General features: G+C 59.3%; 15 protein-coding genes. 1 reads left to right on the top strand and 14 read right to left on the bottom strand.

The window, feature by feature from the left end:
- Nucleotides 1–25: 25 nt before the first annotated feature.
- Complete coding sequence (locus F560_RS0104075; RefSeq protein ID WP_026298078.1) at nucleotides 26–1,063, bottom strand: CotH kinase family protein; 1,038 nt, start codon at nucleotides 1,061–1,063, stop codon at nucleotides 26–28.
- Nucleotides 1,064–1,357: 294 nt separating this feature from the next.
- Between F560_RS0104075 and F560_RS25475 the strand changes: the two genes are divergently transcribed.
- Entirely contained in the window at nucleotides 1,358–1,768 is a 411-nt protein-coding gene (locus F560_RS25475) for a hypothetical protein (protein ID WP_156828885.1), read from the top strand.
- A 474-nt stretch (nucleotides 1,769–2,242) separates the two neighbouring features.
- On the opposite strand, the gene F560_RS0104060 is transcribed toward F560_RS25475, so the two are convergent.
- From F560_RS0104060 to F560_RS0103995, 13 genes are all read right to left on the bottom strand, one after another.
- Nucleotides 2,243–3,004 carry a tRNA threonylcarbamoyladenosine dehydratase gene (locus tag F560_RS0104060; RefSeq protein ID WP_019004435.1) on the bottom strand — a complete coding sequence of 254 codons (762 nt, stop codon included), beginning with the start codon at nucleotides 3,002–3,004 and terminating at the stop codon, nucleotides 2,243–2,245.
- Nucleotides 3,005–3,059: 55 nt separating this feature from the next.
- Nucleotides 3,060–4,895 (bottom strand): aspartate--tRNA ligase, encoded by a 1,836-nt coding sequence (gene aspS, locus F560_RS0104055; protein WP_019004434.1) that lies wholly within the window; start codon nucleotides 4,893–4,895, stop codon nucleotides 3,060–3,062.
- Complete coding sequence (hisS, locus tag F560_RS0104050) at nucleotides 4,885–6,171, bottom strand: histidine--tRNA ligase (RefSeq protein ID WP_019004433.1); 1,287 nt, start codon at nucleotides 6,169–6,171, stop codon at nucleotides 4,885–4,887. The genes aspS and hisS overlap by 11 nt, the downstream gene beginning before the upstream one ends.
- A gap of 671 nt (nucleotides 6,172–6,842) precedes the next feature.
- The gene (locus F560_RS0104040; RefSeq protein WP_083931983.1) at nucleotides 6,843–8,492 is read right to left on the bottom strand and encodes a coproporphyrinogen III oxidase; all 1,650 of its coding nucleotides are present in this window, start codon (nucleotides 8,490–8,492) and stop codon (nucleotides 6,843–6,845) included.
- Between the two features lie 106 nt (nucleotides 8,493–8,598).
- Nucleotides 8,599–8,772 carry a hypothetical protein gene (locus F560_RS25470; protein WP_019004430.1) on the bottom strand — a complete coding sequence of 58 codons (174 nt, stop codon included), beginning with the start codon at nucleotides 8,770–8,772 and terminating at the stop codon, nucleotides 8,599–8,601.
- Between the two features lie 97 nt (nucleotides 8,773–8,869).
- Nucleotides 8,870–9,313: a D-aminoacyl-tRNA deacylase gene (gene dtd / locus F560_RS0104030; protein ID WP_026298077.1), complete on the bottom strand. Its 444-nt coding sequence runs from the start codon at nucleotides 9,311–9,313 to the stop codon at nucleotides 8,870–8,872.
- Nucleotides 9,314–9,340: 27 nt separating this feature from the next.
- The gene (locus tag F560_RS0104025) at nucleotides 9,341–11,530 is read right to left on the bottom strand and encodes a RelA/SpoT family protein (protein ID WP_019004428.1); all 2,190 of its coding nucleotides are present in this window, start codon (nucleotides 11,528–11,530) and stop codon (nucleotides 9,341–9,343) included.
- 85 nt (nucleotides 11,531–11,615) lie between these two features.
- Entirely contained in the window at nucleotides 11,616–13,064 is a 1,449-nt protein-coding gene (locus F560_RS24485; protein WP_019004427.1) for a sensor histidine kinase, read from the bottom strand.
- Nucleotides 13,061–13,744 carry a response regulator transcription factor gene (locus F560_RS0104015; RefSeq protein WP_019004426.1) on the bottom strand — a complete coding sequence of 228 codons (684 nt, stop codon included), beginning with the start codon at nucleotides 13,742–13,744 and terminating at the stop codon, nucleotides 13,061–13,063. Before F560_RS0104015 ends, F560_RS24485 begins: the two co-directional genes overlap by 4 nt.
- A 34-nt stretch (nucleotides 13,745–13,778) precedes the next feature.
- The gene (locus F560_RS0104010) at nucleotides 13,779–14,945 is read right to left on the bottom strand and encodes an ABC transporter permease (RefSeq protein WP_019004425.1); all 1,167 of its coding nucleotides are present in this window, start codon (nucleotides 14,943–14,945) and stop codon (nucleotides 13,779–13,781) included.
- On the bottom strand, nucleotides 14,942–15,649 hold the full coding sequence (locus tag F560_RS0104005; protein ID WP_019004424.1) for an ABC transporter ATP-binding protein: 708 nt from the start codon (nucleotides 15,647–15,649) through the stop codon (nucleotides 14,942–14,944). The genes F560_RS0104010 and F560_RS0104005 overlap by 4 nt, the downstream gene beginning before the upstream one ends.
- A 2-nt stretch (nucleotides 15,650–15,651) precedes the next feature.
- The gene (locus F560_RS0104000; RefSeq protein WP_019004423.1) at nucleotides 15,652–17,193 is read right to left on the bottom strand and encodes an efflux RND transporter periplasmic adaptor subunit; all 1,542 of its coding nucleotides are present in this window, start codon (nucleotides 17,191–17,193) and stop codon (nucleotides 15,652–15,654) included.
- Between the two features lie 1,126 nt (nucleotides 17,194–18,319).
- A complete protein-coding gene (locus tag F560_RS0103995) occupies nucleotides 18,320–18,832 on the bottom strand; it encodes an adenine phosphoribosyltransferase (RefSeq protein ID WP_019004422.1) in 513 nt (170 codons plus the stop codon).
- Nucleotides 18,833–18,851: the final 19 nt, after the last annotated feature.

The raw sequence follows: 18,851 nt of genomic DNA, 5'->3' as shown, positions 1-18,851 counted from the left end.
GGCGGGGGCCCCGGCGCGACAACGGTCACAGCTGCTTGAGGGCGCTTGCGACGATTGCCCTCCGCTCCCGGATATAGTTGCGGATGACGTCCAATTCGCCCAGAAATTCGTCGTAAGGCCACTGGAAGTACTCGTCCTTGCGAACGTAAGGTGAGATGGACCGGTGCATGTCGGTCGCCTTCGCCAGAATCTTCTTTTCGTTGAACGCTCCGTTCAGCGCCTTTCGCAGCATGTTTTTGTAACGCAGCCTGTACGGCCGATGCTGGAGCACTTTTTTCGTCAGTTCGTTATACCCTTTCACGTCCACCAGATCGCTCTCGACCAGCTTCCCGTAGCAGTTGCGCCCCCATGTTCCTTCGTAGTCCCAAGGGATGATTCTCCACTTTCCGCTCGCCCGGTGCCGATACAGCGCGTAGTTTTGCTCGAATCCGTCGTAGTTGCCGGTCAGGACGGCGCCCGTCAGCCATTTCAGGTAGTTGTCGATGTCCAAATTCCGGTTCAAATAAGCGGCCAGCCGCGTTCCGCGGACGCGGTGCAGGCCCCGGATGAACGAAGCGAGCCGTTTTTTTTCGCAGGAGCCGCCGAACCGGTATTCATAGCCCGATAGCTGCGACGCGGGACTCCGCAGGCTGAAATCCGCATGACTATTGACCGCGTAAAAAAGAGAGCGGGCGCCGATGCCTCTGCGGCGGAAAAATCCCGGCTCTACCGCCTCGATCTCCAAATATAATCCGAGCGGCTTGCCGTTGCGGACAAGCTGAACGTGCTTCGTGCGCGGACTGGGCAGGCCGAGAAGCTCCAAAAACCAGAAAGAGAGCGCATTGCGGATCATGGACGGGTCGTCGAATTCCGCATTGTAATGGAAGGTTTGGCCTTTGCGGACGATCTCGAAGGATCGTTTCGGGTATTCCCTCGTATGGCTGCCGCGATAACGCACCAGGACGGGAGTCGACTGCCCGTTGGTCCGGAGAACCGCCGGAACGTACCGGTCCTTCCATACATCCATTTCCAGCTTATTCATTTCCGCTTTCCCGATCACAAGCGATCGTACAGGTATGTGCATGCCGTCTCCACCTTTCATGGAAGGGCAATGGTATACGCGCCTTCTTCAGCGTATGACTCTGATGAAATGGCGGAAACGGCCAATATCACGAGTGGACGGCGAGGTCGATCCATACCGGACTCCGCGCAAAAAAAAAGGCCAACCGGATTGGCCGGTTGACCCGATCAAGAACGTCATGCCCTCATGGCGCCGAAAGTCTGCCCGATGCCGGGCTTATTCCGGATTGCCCCGAAGGCTCTTGCTTTAGTAGCCTTTGCTGCGGCTTGAACGGCTTTTGCTGCTGAAATCTTTGCTTTGGCTCGAGCGGCTTTTGCTTTTGTGGCTTTTGCTTTTGTGGCTTTTGCTGATGTGGTCCTTGCGATGGCTCGAATGGCTTTGGCTTTTGTGGTCTTTGCGGTCACTCAAATGGCTTTTGCTTTTGCTGTCTTTGCGGTAACTCGTGTGGCTTTTGCTGATGTGGTCTTTGCGGTAACTTGTGTGGCTTTTGCTGATATGGTCTTTGCGGAGTCTAGAGTGGCTTTTGCTTTTGTGATCCTTGCTGAGGCTCGTGTGGCTTTTGCTTTTGTGATCCTTGCTGCGGCTCGAGTGGCTTTTGCTTTTGTGGTCCTTGCTGAGGCTCGTGTGGCTTTTGCTTTTGTGGTCTTTGCTGAGGCTCGTGTGGCTTTTGCCGCTGTGATCTTTGCCTTTGCTCGAACGGTCTTTTGAACCGTCGGCTTCCCAAGAAAATACGCCCCAAGTTTGGTTTTCCAAATCTTTTCACCTCCTTGTCGAGAGATAATCTAATCTATGAACCGCCTTGTCCCTTTGAAAGAGACAAGCGCCAACCGGCCGCTAAAAAAGGCGTATATTCCCCGGTTCAAGCGGATTTGGGCAAAAAACAACCGCGGCTTTGCGTCTTTATTGGAAAAAATCCAACCGAATGCGCCGTTCAGGAGCCTGAAGCCGGCCTATGTTGGATATATCCAGTCATTTGGCCCGCAGAAGCCGAATCCGCACGGCTCACGGGCCATTTCACTGGAGAAAATCCAACATACGGTCCGGAAATGCGCAAAAGGAGCCGGTACCCTGCACAAAATCCAATTTAGCCGCTCGGGGCGATGAGGTACTGGACGGACTACAAAAAAAATCGGACCCTAAGGTCCGATTAAAGAAATCAAGCGTTTTTTTGGGTTAAGCTCCTTACGAAGGCTGCCTGCTCCCCCGCTCCAGCAGTTCCCTGACCACGACGCTGACCATGATCAGTCCGGCCACCGGCGGAACGAACGAGTTGCTGGCGGGAGGCTGCTGGGCTTTGCGAATCTCCTTCGGCGCCGTATCCGGAACGATGCGCTGAGTCACGTCCTGGCGCGGCTTGAGCGGCTCTTCCGTGGAAAAGACGACTTTTACCCCTTTTTTGATCCCCTCTTTGCGGAGCTTTTGCCGGATGACGCGGGCGATCGGGTCGACGGTCGTTTTCGAGATGTCCGCAACCTGAAACCGGGTCGGGTCCATCTTGTTCGCCGCGCCCATGCTCGAGATGATCGGAATGTTGCGCTCCAGGCACGTCTTGATCAAGTGGATCTTGTACGAGATCGTATCGGAAGCGTCGAGAACGTAATCCAGCGGATATTTGAACAGTTCTTCGTACGTTTCCTCCGTATAAAACATGCGAAGCGCGATCGCGTCGCAATCCGGATTGATCAGCTTGATGCGCTCCCGCATCAGCTCCGCCTTCGGCTGTCCGATCGTCGTCGTGAGCGCGTGGATTTGCCGGTTGATGTTCGTAATGTCGACGACATCCTTGTCGATCATGACGATGCGGCCGATGCCCGTACGGGCAAGCGCCTCGGCCGCGATCGAGCCGACGCCGCCGATGCCGAGCACGGCTACGGTGCTTCCCTTCAAGATTTCCAGGCCTTCGGGCCCGATGGCGAGCTCGGTTCTGGAGAACTGATGCAGCATGGAATGTTCCGCTCCTTTGCTTTAATGGGCGCCTGCCGCCACTTCGCCCTTCCGCTTATCCTTGCGGCTGCGCTTCTTCGGCCGCCTGGGCGGCTGCCGGCGCTGCGGCTTTGGCCTGCGCGGCCAGCGCTTTGGCCGACAGACGGATGTGAAGATCTTCAAGCTGCCGCGGCTCCACGGCCGACGGCGCGTCGGTCAGCAAGTCGGTCGCGCTTGCCGTCTTCGGGAACGCGATCGTTTCCCGCAGATTGGTGCGGCCGGCCAGCAGCATGACGAGACGGTCGAGTCCGAACGCGATGCCGCCGTGCGGAGGCGTGCCGTATTCGAACGCGTCGAGGAAGAAGCCGAACTTCTCTTTCGCTTCCTCCATCGTGAAGCCGAGCGCCGCAAACATTTTCTCCTGCACGTCGCGGCGGTAAATCCGCATCGAACCGCCGCCGACTTCATAGCCGTTAAGCACCAAGTCGTAGGCTTGCGCGCGGATTGCGCCGGGGTTGGTATCGAACAGTTCCAAATCCTCGTCGCGCGGACGGGTGAACGGATGGTGTTCGGCGACCCAGCGTTTCTCCTCTTCGTCCCAGCCGAGAAGCGGGAAGTCGACGACCCACAGGAACTTGTACTGGCTGTTGTCGATCAGGCCGAGATCGCGGCCGACTTTCAGGCGCAGGTTGCCCATGACGTCGGCGGCAACCTTCAGCTTGTCGGCGGAGAAGCAGAGCAGGTCGCCTTCCTCGACGTTCAGCCGTTCGGTCAGGGCGGCGATCTCTTCCGGCTTGAAGAACTTGACGATCGGCCCTTTCCATTCGCCGTCCTTCACGGTGATCCAGGCGATGCCTTTGCCGCCGTAGCGCGCAGCGAACGGCTGCAGGTCGTCAAGTTCCTTGCGGCTCCAGCTTGCGCAGCCTTTGGCGTTCAGCGCCTTGACGACGCCGCCGGAAGCGGCAACCGAGGCGAACACTTTGACGTCGCTGTCTTTGACGATGTCCGTGACGTCTTCGATTTCCAAGCCGAAGCGAAGGTCCGGTTTGTCGGAACCGTATTTATGAATCGCGTCGTGATAGGTCAGCCTTTGAAACGGGGTCGGGATTTCGACGCCGATCGTTTCGCGGAACAGCTTGGCCATCAGTTCTTCCATCATGGTCAGAAGCTGGTCTTGCGAAAGGAACGACGTTTCGATGTCGACCTGCGTGAACTCAGGCTGACGGTCCGCACGCAAATCTTCGTCGCGGAAGCAGCGCGCTACTTGATAGTAGCGCTCCACGCCGCCGATCATCAGCAATTGCTTAAACAATTGCGGCGATTGCGGCAGCGCGAAAAACTCGCCCGGATGCACCCGGCTCGGCACCAGATAGTCGCGCGCGCCTTCCGGCGTGCTTTTCGTCAAAATCGGCGTCTCGACCTCGAGGAACCCTTTCTCGTCGAGAAAATCGCGGAACACCTTCGTCGCCTTCGAACGGAGCTGCAGCGTCCGGTACATTTCCGGGCGGCGCAGGTCGAGATAGCGGTACTTCAGGCGCAGCGATTCGTCCACTTCCACGCCGTCTTCGATCGGAAACGGCGGCGTTTTGGCGGCATTGACGATTTCGACTTCGTGCACCTGCACTTCGATTTCGCCGGTGGCCAGGTTCGGGTTGAACGTTTCCGGATCGCGATGGACGACTTTGCCTTTTACCGCAAGCACGTATTCGTTGCGGGCGCGGCTGGCGATGCTCAGCGCTTCGCCGGAAAACTCCGGATTAAATACGATTTGCACGATGCCGCTGCGGTCGCGCAGGTCGATGAACAGGATGCCTCCGAAATCGCGCCAGCCTTGAACCCAGCCGTTCAGCACGACGGTTTCGCCGACGTGGCTTTTGGTTAACGTTCCGCAGTCATGAGTTTTAAGCATCATTGGTTACGATCCCCTTTTCCGTTGTAATCAAATTCCGAATGCTGTCGGCCAAGCCCGCAAGCGGCACGTTCCGCTGCTCCTGGCTGGCCAGATCCTTGAGCGCAATCTCTCTCTTGTCCAGCTCTTCGTCCCCGAGAATGGCCGCGAACCTGGCGCCGATGCGGTCTGCCGCCTTGAACTGCGCCTTCGTCTTGCGGCCCTGGTAATCCCGCTCCACCGCAAGTCCGGCTTCCCGAAGCCGCTGCACGATGCCCGGCGCTTCCCGCTCCGCGCGCTCGCCCATCGCGATGAAGTACACATCGACGGCGGAGCCTAAGGCCGGACCTGCGCCTTGCTTTTCCAGCAGCAGCAGCGTGCGCTCGAGGCCGATCCCGAGGCCGACGCCCGGACGGTCTTCCCCGCCGATGTCGGCGACAAGGCCGTTGTACCGGCCGCCTCCGCCGACGGTGTCGATGGAGCCGATGCCTTGCGCCTTGTACTCGAACGCGGTGTGCGTGTAATAATCGAGGCCGCGGACGAGGCGGGGATTGATGCTGTACGGGATCTTCATCGCGTCCAAACATTCCCTTACCCGGGCGAAGTGGGCGCTGCACTCCTCGTCCAGGCTGTCGAGAATCGAAGGCGCGCCCTCGAACTTCGCCTGATCGACCTTGCAGTCGAGCACGCGGAGCGGATTGCGTTCCATGCGGGACTGGCAGTCCTTGCACAGGCTTTCCTTCATCGGAGCCAGGAAGCCGAGCAGCTTCTCCCGGAAAGCCGCGCGCACCTGAGGCGTGCCGACCGAGTTGATCTCGACGGCGACGTCTTTGAGCCCGACAGCCTTATAGAAGCTGTAGCCCAGCGCGATGACTTCGGCGTCAAGGGCCGGATCGGCCGATCCGATCGCTTCCACGCCGAACTGATGGAACTGGCGGTAACGGCCGGCTTGCGCCCGCTCGTAACGAAACATCGGCCCGATGTAGTAAAGCTTTGCGATGTCCGGCTCGCCGTACAGCTTGTTTTCCACATAGGCCCGAACGACCCCCGCCGTCCCTTCGGGCCGGAGCGTCATGCTCCGGCCGCCGCGGTCTTCGAACGTGTACATCTCCTTCTCGACGATGTCCGTCGTCTCGCCGACTCCGCGCTGGAACAATTCCGTCGCCTCGAACATCGGCGTGCGAATTTCGCGGTAATGGTATCGCCGGCACAGCTCTCTGGCGGTTTGCTCCACGAACTGCCATAATTCGGCGCTGCCGGGAAGCACGTCCTGCGTGCCCGGCGGTTTCTGAAACTTCATCGTCAAGCCACCTTCCTCGTTTTTGCGACAACTGCGTCGCTCCGCTTCGTTCTGGTTTGCCGAATGGTCATTTTTGCCGAAACGTCAAAAAAGCTCCCGTCCCGAACATGCCTTCATGCATGTCAGGGACGAGAGCCGTCTTTGCTCCCGCGGTGCCACCCGTCATTCGACCGCCGCCCTTCGGCCTTGTCGCTTCGGCCGCGCGGCGATCGCGCTTCATCCGGTTAACGCCCGGCACGCCTCTACGCTACTGGCGCCTCCGCTTCCTGCGGAAACCGTTCGCGTGAAGTTCTCGGGGATGTCGTTCGTCCGGTCATCAACGGAAAGCTTGCAGCCGGAGGCTTTCCTCTCTGGAGATGTGGGGCCGGAGTACTTATTCCCGTCATCGAATCATGGCTGGATACAGTTGATAATCATTTTATTACGAGATGGGGAGGAAAGTCAACATCGGACCGGGCCGGGCCTGGATTGGGTCGGGATTAGGACGGGATCGGATCTGCCGCCTGCAGCCCCGAAGCCCCGGCAAAAAAATCACCTGCCGGCATTCCGGCAGGTTCAGGTTGAATCTATATTGAAAAAAGGGGGTCACCTTAGATAATAGAGATCTTATTTTAAGAAAACGTAAAAAGGAGATTACAGTATGGTTACAAAAAAGTAAGCGTTTATCGCCGTTACCGCCGCCGGTCCGCAACAGCTTCGCTATGCGGGTTTTCTTCGCCTTTCCCCGAAAACAGACGCGCCCCTTTCGCCGCAACCGCCTTCAGCCTTGAGGCGTTCCATTTCTCCAGCGCTTCGAGCTTGGCTTCGATCGATTTTTCGTAGGTTTCGATATAAGCCTTCGGCTCTTTCGGATTGGCCAGTCTCGTCATGGCTCCCGTAACCGGATCGACCCATTTGCTGGTCGCGCCGCAGCCGAGCCCGATGATCGATTGCATCTCCTCGATGATAAGGATGTTGTACAGGCTTTCCTTGCCCGGGAGCGAGTAGCCGACATTTTCGAGATTGCCGAGAATATTTTTCTGGCGGTACAAATAATAGGGCGCATAGCCGTGGGCATCCGTCCAGCGGACCGCCTCGTCCATCATCTCCCCGATCTCCCCGCGCGTCGCCACCTTGTACTTGGCTTCGCCGCGATGCCGCGTCATTTCCGAGGCGCGCTTGAAGGACAGCGTATGGACGGTCAGCGATTCGGGCAGGAGCTTCTCCGTTTCGGCGAGCGTATGCCTGAATTCGTCCGGACCTTCTCCCGGAAGGCCGATAATCAAATCCATGTTGATGTTGTCCATGCCGTGCTCGCGGGCAAGCCAGAACTTCTCGACCGTCTCCTCCACCGAATGGTGTCTGCCGATGAGATCGAGCGTCTCCTGAATGTACGATTGCGGATTGATGCTGATCCGGCCGATGTTCCACTTGTTCAGCACGGCCAGCTTCTCCGGCGTAATCGTATCCGGGCGTCCCGCTTCCACCGTGATCTCGCGCACCCGGCTCAAATCCGGGAACGAAGCGGCCATCTCCGCGTACAAATCGTCCATCTCTTCGGCCGTGATGCTCGTCGGCGTGCCGCCTCCGAAATAGATCGTCGTCACCGGAACGCCGTTGTCTCGCAGCCACTTGCCGATGACGCGAATCTCCTGGTGAAGCCCGTGCAAAAAGCCGTTGACCGAGCCTTGGCGGCCGTTGATGTCGTATGCGGGGAACGTACAATAAGCGCATTTGGTCGGGCAAAAAGGAATGCCGATGTAGACGCTCACTTCCCGGCGCAGGTCGTACAAATCCGGCAGCGCCTTCAGCTGGCGGCCGACGATTCGCTCCATAAGGGCGATCTTCTCTTCGGAGACGAGATAATGCTCCTTCAGATAGCGTCTCACCTCCGCTGCCGGCCGCCCGCTGCGAATCCCCTCGTGCATCAGCTTCGTCGGGCGGACGCCGGTCAGAATCCCCCACGGCTGGACGATTCCCGTCTCCCGCTGCAGCACGTCCACAAGCGCCCGGCTCGCCGTCTGCCTGACCAGCTTGCGGCGCTCCTCGTCCGCGGCGCCGGCGGGAAATTCGCTCTCGTGCACGGCAAGCCGCTCCCGCAGCGGCTCCTGCTCTGGCAAATCCTCCGGCCGCTCCGCCGCCATTCCGGCGGCGCGCGCCTTAAGCAGCGCCCGAACCCGCACCCTGGCTCCTTCCTCCGCGATCTCCAGCCCGATGTTCACGTCCGCCTCAGGCCGGCCGCCCGCCGAAAACGTGATTTCCGGATTCTCGTAAAAAAGCGCTGCAAGATGAGAAAGCGGCCGTTCCAAAGAGGCATCGGCCGCCGCTAGATGAATATGCATATCGGGCGTTTCTCCTCCGTTCTTTCTTCGCTCGCGCGCGGCGGCAAGTCCCTCTTGCCGCGGACGCAAAGTCGGCTGCGCCGCGCTCTGCCGCCGGCTCCTCCTCTTAGCCTCTGCCTGGCGGGGGATGCCGCCTTCCGTATCCTCCGCCCGAACGGGCGTCATGCCCGTCGTCCGCGAACTCGGCGTCCGCCTGAAGCGCCAGCGCTTCCCGGCGGTCGGACGGCCGCCCTTCTCTCATCACCTTCTGCAGCTTCGCCGCTTTCCCGGACTGCCTCATCAACGTCGACTTCCTTTCCGAATGCAAGGATCGACTTGTAGTGTTGCCATTTTGAAGTTAGCCTAATCCGGAAACGGCAGCAGAAGCAGGGCGAAGGCTAGGCGGGGCTGTCCAAAACGAGCGTAACCGGACCGTCGTTGACCAGCGACACTTCCATCATCGCGCCGAAAATGCCGGTCGCGACCGTTATCCCTTTTTCCCGCAGCATGGCGTTGAACCGGTCGTACAGCTCCGACGCCTTCTCCGGCCGGGCCGCCGCCATGAAGTTCGGCCGCCTGCCCTTCCGGCAATCGCCGTACAGCGTAAACTGCGACACCGACAGCACGGCTCCGCCTACGTCCATTAACGACAGATTCATTTTCCCTTCGCCGTCTTCGAAAATGCGGAGCCCCGCCACCTTGTCCGCCATCCAAGCCAGATCCGCTTCCGTATCCTCCTGTTTGATGCCGACAAGCAGCAAAAGCCCGGCCCCGATCTCGCCGACGACCGAACCGTTCACGCGCACGCTCGCATTCGCCACGCGCTGCAGCACTACTCTCACTTGGCTTGCCTACCTCCGATTTCCCTTCTACTGCATCATCCGCTGCACGGAGAAAATATCTTTCACCCGCTTGATCTTCTCGACGACCGATTGCAGGTGGTCCTTGTTGCGGATGAGGATGGTCAAATGCATGATCGCCACCTTGTTCCGGTCCGAACGGCCGGAGACGGCCGCGATATTCGTCTTGCTCTCCGACACCGCCTGCAGCACTTCGTTCAGCAGGCCGCGCCGGTCGTGGCCGAGAATCTCGATCTCCACGCTGTAGTTCGCGTCGACCGCATCCTCCCACTCCACCTCGATGACGCGGGCCGCCTCCTCGCCTTCAGCCGCGTTCGGCAAATTCGGACAGTCCGACCGGTGAACCGACACCCCGCGTCCGCGCGTAATGTACCCGACGATGTCGTCCCCCGGGACCGGGCTGCAGCACCGGGCAAAGCGGACGAGCAGGTTGTCGACGCCCTTGACGGTTACCCCGTTCGACGGGCGGGCTTTCCGTTCCGTCTGCTGGGGCTTCACTTCTTTGACTTCCGTCGTAAGCTGGATTTGGTTCGCTTCCTCGGCTTCCTTGCGCAGCTTCTCCGTCAGCTTCGTCACGACCTGCGCGGCGGTGATGCCGGAAAAGCCGATCGCGGACATCATGTCCTCGATGTCGTTAAACGTGAACTTGCGCGCCGTCTCCAGCAGCTTGTCGTCCGTCATCCATTCGGACGGCTCCAGGCCGATGCGCTTCAGTTCGCGCTCTAGCAAATCCCAGCCTTTGCGCACGTTCTCCTCGCGCTTTTCCTTCTTGAACCATTGGCGGATTTTGCTTCGGGCATGAGAAGACTGCGCGATTTTGATCCAGTCCTGGCTCGGACCGTAGGAATGCTTGGACGTTAAAATTTCGACGATGTCGCCCGTTTTGAGCTTGTGATCGAGCGGGACGATTCTTCCGTTCACCTTGGCCCCGATCGTCCGGTTGCCGACTTCCGTATGAACCCGGTAAGCGAAATCAAGCGGAACGGAACCCGCGGGCAGCTCGAAGACCTCGCCTTTGGGCGTGAAGACGAAGACGAGGTCGGTGAAAAAATCCATTTTGAGCGATTCCATGAACTCGGCCGCGTCGCGCGTATCCTGCTGCAGCTCGATGATTTCACGGAAAAAGTTCATTTTGTCCTCGAACGAACCTTGAACGACGCCGGTCTCCTTGCCCTCCTTGTAAGCCCAGTGGGCCGCGATCCCGTACTCGCTCGTGCGGTGCATCTCCCAGGTGCGGATTTGCACCTCGGTCGGTTCGCCCGTCGGACCGACGACGGTCGTGTGCAGCGACTGGTACATATTCGCCTTCGGCATGGCGATATAATCCTTGAACCGTCCCGGCATCGGCTTCCACAACGTATGGATGATGCCCAGCGTCGCGTAGCAATCCTTCACGTTGTCGACCAGAATGCGGATCGCAAGCAGATCGTAGATTTCGTTGAACTGCTTGTTGCGCGTCGTCATCTTCTTGTAAATGCTGTAGATATGCTTCGGACGGCCGGAAATATCGCCCTGGATGCCCATTTCGTCCAGCTTTTCGCGAATGCGTTCGATCAGATCGGCGATGTATTGCTCGCGTTCCGTGCGCTTTTTCTTCATCAGGTTGGCGATTCGGTAATACTGCTGGGGATTCAGGTACCGCAGGGCGATGTCTTCCATTTCCCACTTGAAAGCGCTGATGCCGAGCCGGTGCGCAATCGGACAATAGATTTCCAGCGTCTCGTGCGCGATGCGCCGCTGGCTTTCCTCGGACTGGTATTTAAGCGTTCGCATGTTGTGCAGGCGGTCGGCCAGCTTGATCAGGATGACGCGGATGTCGTTGGCCATGGCGACAAACATTTTGCGGTAGTTCTCGTTCTGCTGCTCTTCCTTGGAGCGGAACTGGATCTTCTCCAGCTTGGTGAGGCCGTCGACGAGGCCGGCGATCGTTTCGCCGAACTTTTGCCTTACATCGTCCAGCGTCACGGTCGTATCCTCCACGACATCGTGCAGCAGCGCGGCCATGACGGTCACGACGTCCATCTGCATCCGTGCCAGAATCTCGGCCACCGCAAGCGGATGCAAAATGTACGGCTCGCCGGACTTGCGCGTTTGCCCCTTGTGCGCTTGCTCGGCGAATTCGTACGCTTCTCGAATGCGCTGCAAATCCTGTTCTTTCATGTATGTGGACGCGATTTCGAGCAGTTGCTCCATGCCCATGTCCATTTCCTTTCCGTAAGACGACAGGCGCCGCCCAAATCCTATGAAGTATTCCTTTCATTATGCCTCCTTTCGGCAGCAATCGTCAACTATGCTTCGGAAGTCGCAAAACTTGCGTCCGGCCTGGCGGCTTGGGATCGACAACGGGCAGTTCGAACGAAAAGCGGGAGCCGGCGCCCGGCCGGCTTTCGACCGTCGCCCGCGTGCCGTGCTGCTCCAGCACGTTCCGGACGATGGACAGCCCCAGACCGCTGCCCGAACGGGCGGAGCGGGCCTTGTCCGATTTGTAGAACCGATGCCAGATGCGCTCCAGGTCTTCCGGCGGAATGCCGACCCCGTAATCGCGCACGCTGACGACCGCTGCTTTTCCTTTCCGCTCGACCGAGACTTCGATGGTTTGTCCGTCCGGCGAAAACTGGATGGCGTTCAGCAGCAGATTCGACAGCACCTGATCGATCCGGTCCGGGTCGGCATAGACCCATACGTCTTCGGCCTCTCCCGTCAGCTCGACGGTCAGCTTGCGGCGGGCGAAATCCGGGTGCAGCGCGGCCAGCAGCCTGCGAATCCATTCCGTCAGATTGTACGGCACTTTCGACAAAACCACCTGCCCCGCTTCCATCCTCGCCACTTCCAGCAAATCGTTGACGAGCCGGTTCATCCGCTGCGTCTGTTCCCGTATGAGGCCCAAATAAGCGTCCCGCTTCTCCTCGGGAATCGCGCCGTCGATCATCGCCTCCACATACCCGCCGATGGACGTGAGCGGAGAACGAAGGTCATGCGATACGTTGGCGAGAAATTCCCGGCGCATGCGGTCGAGGCCGGCGAGCTCCGCCGACATGTGGTTCAGCGATTCGGCCAGCTCCCCGATTTCGTCCCGCGGCCGTTCCTTTAAGCGAACGTCGAACCTGCCTTTGGCGATGAGACGGGCCGCCTCGCTCATGTTGCGCAGGCGCGCCGTCATGCCCCGCGAAACGGCGAACACGATGACGACGGCCGTCACCAGCATCGAGATAAAAATATTGCGGAACAGGCCGGTAAAGATCCCGATCTCCTGGCGGCGGGGACCGGAGACGATGACGACGGCTTTTGCCTTCAGATCGTCCGGCCCGTTGATCGGCGTCACCGACCACCTGAGCGAGCCGTCCTCGGACACCGCTCCATCGAGCGTCTGAACCCCGCTGTCCAGCGCCAGCCGCAGCGCTTGCCGATCGGAAGGCAAAAGACTCAAATCCTTTCGGCCCGCGCGGAGCAGCACGTTGCCCGACCCGTCCACGACGAAAATGGCGCGACCCGGCGGCCCCATCGACACCTGGAGTGCGGAGCGCAGAACGGCGTCGTCCCAGTTTTCCCTGTACGCGGTGCGAACGAGGGCGGCGATCACGCTTAACTGATCCCGCTCGAAACGGGCGTTGCCGCTGCGCAGCTCCGAGCGGACGAACCAGAAGGAGACGGCGGACGTCGCGCTGAAAGAAATGAGCAAAACCGCAAAAAAGGCGAGCAGCAGCTTGACGGTGATGCCGTTCCACCGGATCATGCTCCGCTCACCTCGAATTTATAGCCGACGCCGCGGATCGTTTCAATGCGGTAATGCGGCGTCGTTCCGATCTTCTCCCGGATGCGCTTGATATGAACGTCCACGGTCCGGGGATCCCCTTCAAAGTCGAATCCCCACACCCGATCGATCAGCTGCTCGCGAGTCAGCACCCGGTTGGGCATCGACGCAAGCGCATGCAGCAGTTCCATTTCCTTCGGGGGCAGCGTCATTTCGTTCTCCCCGCATTGAACGACGTACCGGTCCAGGTCGATGACCAGGTCGGGCAGGCGGACGGGCTCGCGGGCGAAGCCCGGCTTGGTCCGCCGCATAACGGCCTTGATGCGAGCCATGAGCTCCTTCGGGTCGAACGGCTTGACCAGATAGTCGTCCGCCCCGAGCTCGAAGCCTTTGAGCTTGTCGTAGCTCTCGCCTTTCCCCGTCAAAATGATGATCGGCGTATCGCGAACCGCCCGAATGCGGCGGCAGACGCTCCAACCGTCGCACCGGGGCAGCATCAGGTCCAAGATGACCAGATCGGGCGGCTGCGCGGCGAATTGTTCGATTCCGTCTTCGCCGTCGTGCGCGACCGCGAAGCGGAAGCCCTCCCGCCTTAAATACAAGCCGATCAGATCGCTGATATAAGGATCGTCCTCGATCACCAAAATGCTGGCAATGGCCATGCCGGTTCAAACTCCTTTTGACTCCTCGAATGTCTTAATGGCGAAGCGCTTCGACCGGGTCCAGCTTGGAGGCGCGCCTTGCCGGCAGGAAACCGAACAGAACCCCAACGCCCATCGAGAAGGCTACCGCGATCACCATAATGTCGACCGACGGCGCTACGGGGGAATTCATCCATTTGCCGGCGAAACTCGAACCCCCGGCGCCGACCAAGACCCCGATAACGCCTCCCAATCCGCCGATAATGGCGGCTTCGACGAGAAACTGGAACAGGATGTCCCGCTGCTTGGCTCCCAGCGACTTCCGGATGCCGATCTCCCGGGTGCGCTCCGTGACCGATACGAGCATCATGTTCATGATGCCGATGCCTCCGACCAGGAGCGAGATGGCGGCCACGTACGTCAGCATCGTCGACATGGAGGTGGAAACCTCGGTGATCGTCTTCAGCAGGTCCGCCTGATTGAACACCGTATAGCTGTCCTCGTCGCCGCGGAAAAACGTCTGCAGATGAAACTCCAGCATCGTCTGGACAAAATCGACCCGCTTCTCGCTTTCGGCCTGCACGTAAAGGGTGCGGATCGCGTCCGTTTTCAGCACGACGCGCGCGGTTTGGATCGGAACGATGACGATATTGTCGTTGGAGCCGGTCGTGGACGAGCCTTTGGACGCGAGCACGCCGACCACCTTGTACGGAACGCCGTCGAGCGTGATTTTTTCCCCGACCGGATTGGACATGCCGAGCTCCTCGGCAACTTCGGAGCCGATGACCGCGACCTTCTGGGCAAACGCTCCGTCGATTTCCTTGATGAACCGTCCCTGCGCGACGGAATATTCCCTTACTTCGGCGAACGACGGCGTCGTCGCTAAGACGGAAGCCGAATAGGTGGTCGTGCCGTATTTGACCGTCACGCTGCCGGAGATGACCGGAGCGTAGGCGGACACGCCGTCAATGTCCGCGATCTTCTCCGCATCCTCGAGCGTGATGCTCGTTACCGCTCCGCGGCCGACGACATTGGCGGTCAGCAAGTTGGTTCCGAGCCCCTGCATCTGGCTTTTGACCTGCTCCGCCGTTCCGTTCCCGATGGCGACCATGACCGTGACGGAAGCGATGCCGATCATGATGCCCAAAATGGTGAGCAGAGTGCGCAATTTCTGGCTGTACACGCTATGCCAGGCCATTTTGACGCCTTGCGACAGCTTCATGAAGCTTCATTCCTTTCCTCCGTCAATCTGCCGTCGGAAATGCGCACGACGCGTTTCGCCTGCGCGGCGACGGACGGATCGTGCGTAATGAGAACGATCGTGTTGCCAGCCTCGTTCAATTCCTTGAGCAGGGCGATCACTTCCCGGCTTGTCTTGCTGTCCAGCGCTCCTGTCGGCTCGTCGGCGAGCAGCAGCGGCGGACGGCCCGCCAGCGCCCGGGCGATGGCCACGCGCTGCTGCTGGCCGCCGGAAAGCTGGCTCGGCAGATGATGCAGCTTGTCGCCCAGACCGACTTTTTCCAGCGCCTCCCTGCAGCGCTCCCTTCGCTCCCGGGCGGACATCCCCCGGTACACGAGCGGCAGTTCCACATTGTCGATCACGCGCAGCTTCGGAAGCAGATGATATTGCTGAAAAATGAACCCGATCTTGTAATTGCGGATTTGCGCCAGCTTGTTGTCCCTCAGCTTCTGCACTTCCGCGCCGTCCAAATAATAGGTGCCGCTTGTCGGCCGGTCGAGGCAGCCGAGCACGTTCATCAGGGTCGATTTTCCCGAACCCGACGGCCCGACGATCGCCATGAAATCGCCTTTATTCACCGTTACGGACACTCCGTCCAGGGCATTGAAGGTTTCGCCGGCCATCTCGTACTGCTTATAAATGTTCTCCAGCCGGATAAGGCACTGCTGATCCTGTTTCGCGCTCATGTTTATCGTCCTCCGCCGCCCGTGCCGCCGCTCGTCCCTCCGGTGCCGCGTCCGCTGCCGCCGCCGGAAAAGACTCTGTTGCCGCCGCTGATAAAGCCTGCCCCGGCTCCGGGGAAACCGCCCATGCCGCCAAATCCGCCCATTGTCACCGTACGGTTGGTGTCGGAGGAGACGGTGATCGGAATGAGTACGGTATCGCCTTCGTTCAGGCCGGAAAGGACTTCCACGTTCGAATCCGTCGTGATGCCGACCGTAATTTCCTTCAGCGTAAATGCGCCGTTTTGCGAATTCATCCGGCCCAGGCCCTGACCGTTGCCGCGGTTCCATCCGGATGCCGCGCCCTCTCGCGCTCCGCCCGGCGCCGCCCCTTGTCCCGGTTGTGCAGCCACGCCTTCTTGTCTCGTCTGTCCCGAAGCGGCGCTTCGCGCTTGTCCGGAACTCGCGTCCGCGTCGCTTGCAGTTGTGCTTGAACGGCCATCCGCCGAACCTGTAGATCCTGACGAACCCGTTGTGCCTGATGGTTCTGTTGAGCCTGACGATTCTGTTGAGCCTGACGATTCTGTTGCGTTTGACGATCCCGCAGAACCTTCCGTCTCGCCGCTGCGGGGCACGCGGACGAAATACTTGCCGCCTATCGTTTCCACCGCGTCTACCGGAACCATCAGCGCGTTTTCTTTTTGCTGAATGATAATCTCAACTTCTCCGGACATGCCCGGCAGCACATCCTTGATATTGTTCAGCGTCACGACAACCGGGAACGTGGAGACGCCGTTGGAGGACGTCCCTTCTTTGGAAATTTCCGTCACGGTCCCGGTGATCTTCTGCCCGCTCAGCGCGTCCAACGCAATGTTGGCCTTTTGACCGACCTTAATCTTCGTAATGTCCAATTCGTCCGCGGAAATCGTCATCTGCAGCTTTTTGTAGTTGACGATCGTAAAAGCTTCCAAACGGGCCGACACCTCGTCCCCCGCCTTGATGTTCACCGCCGTCACGGTTCCGTCGATCGGCGCGACAAGCGGATCGGGAGCCTTCGCTTTCTCCTTGTAATCCTGGATTTCAAGCTCCGTTTGCTTGATGTTCAGCTCCGCGCTTTTGATGTTCATTTCCGCGGATTCCAGTTCCGCTTCGTCGGCTCCCGAGATTTGCAAGCTTTTCCACTTTTCCTGCGCGGATTCGAGCGCCATTTTCTGCTGCTCCAGCGTCAGCTCCGCTTTGCTGAGCGCAAGGCTTACATCCTCCCCTTCGAAGGTGGCGAGCACGTCGCCTTTTTTGACTTCGGCTCCTTCTTCCACCCATACTTTCGCCACCGTGGCCGGCTCCGACACGAGCGCCGTTTCCGACTCCGCCACTTCGACGGCCCCGGAACCGGATACGCTTTGCGTAATCGTTCCTTTCGTCACCTTCGACTGGGCGAATGTAAGGCCTCCGGCCATTTCCTTCGCGTCTTTATTCTTGTACCACCAGTAACCGCCGCCGCCCGCGCCCGCGAGAACCGCTACGACGACGATCCACGTGATCCACCTTTTGATTTTTTGCTTTTTCATTCAAGAACCTCCCGCTCTTCGGACTGCTATGTATAACAATAAGTGGATACTAGCACCCCTAAATGAACGGAAGATGAACAGGTCCTTAATGCCAGATGAAACTTTGCCGCCGCGCCGCACTCCGGAGCGACCGGTCCCCAACGCCGCGCCGCAGACGCCGCTAAATCGGAAAAAACCAACCGAACATGCCGTTCGGACGCCGGAAGCCGGCCTATGTGGAAACCGGCCTATGTTGGATATATCCGGTCATTTGGTCCGCAGAAGCCGAATCGCACATCTTACGGGCCTTTTCGCTTGGAAAAAATCCAACATACGTTCCGTTAAAGGGGAAAAGAGCCCCGTATCCTGCACAACATCCAATAGAGCCGCTCGGGGTCAAGTAGGGTACTGGACGGACTACATGACGGCTTGGCAGCACGGACGGCGGCAATGTAGGGTACTGGACGGACTACATGACGGCTTGGCAGCACGGACGGCTGCGATGTAGGGTACTGGGCGGACTTCTTGGCGGCTTGGCAGCACGGACGGCGGCAATGTAGGGTACTGGGCGGACTACATGCCGGCTTGGCAGCACGGACGGCGGCAATGTAGGGTACTGGGCGGACTACATGACGGCTTGGCAGCACGGACAGCGGCAATGTAGGGTACTGGACGGACTACATAACGGCTTGGCAGCACGGACGGCGGCAATGTAGGGTACTGGGCGGACTACATGCCGGCTTGGCAGCACGGACGGCGGCAATGTAGGGTACTGGACGGACTACTTGGCGGATGTAGTACACCGTCGCAAGTGACCCTATCGCCGGAGCGGTCTCCTTCGAGCGGGACTCCCATGTGCGGACAGGCTTCAACGCGCGAAATTCCCGTCTATTCCCGTCTTTCAAGCCGAACAACCACGCGGGTTTGCTTTTTGCCGAAAAGGAGCAAACGAAGCCGGTTGAGAAACCATCCCGAATACGGTCTTCAAAATCAAACAGGGGATGTAAGGAGGGCACTCGATGTGAGGAGATCAGACGATGTGAAAGGGACCTTCCGCAGAAAAAAACCGCCCGCGCGGCAACCCGTGCGAACGGTCTTGGTTTACAAGCTCATAGGACGGCCCAAAAGGGCGCAAACGGGGAATTTCTCAGTACTGCACCAGGGAGAAGACGTTCAGGTCCTTCAGCTTCTCCCGGCCGTTCAAATAGGTAAGCTCGATCAAAAACGAAGCGCCGACAACGTCTCCGCCCAGACGGCGCAGCAAATCGGTCGTAGTCGCGATCGTCCCGCCGGTGGCAAGCAGATCGTCGGCGATAAGCACCTTCTGTCCCGGAAGGATGGCGTCCTTGTGAACGGCCAGCTTGTCTTTGCCGTATTCCAGGTCGTACCCCGCCTCGATCGTCTCGCCCGGCAGTTTGCCGCTCTTGCGGATCGGCACGAAGCCGACGCCCAGCGCCAGCGCAAGCGGAGCGCCGACGACGAAGCCGCGCGCTTCCGGACCGGCGACGACATCGATCTTCAGCCCGGAGACGGCCTCCTTCATCGCATCGATGGCCGCCCGGTACGCCTTGCCGTCTTTCAACAAGGTGGTGATGTCCTTAAAACGGATGCCGGGCTGGGGAAAATCGGGAATGACCCGGATATACTCTTTGAAATCCATCTCTGATAAAACTCCTTTG

The sequence above is a fragment of the Cohnella laeviribosi DSM 21336 genome (assembly GCF_000378425.1).
In the GTDB taxonomy this organism is placed as follows: Bacteria; Bacillota; Bacilli; order Paenibacillales; family Paenibacillaceae; genus Cohnella; species Cohnella laeviribosi.
This window is presented reverse-complemented; position numbering and strand designations above follow the sequence as displayed.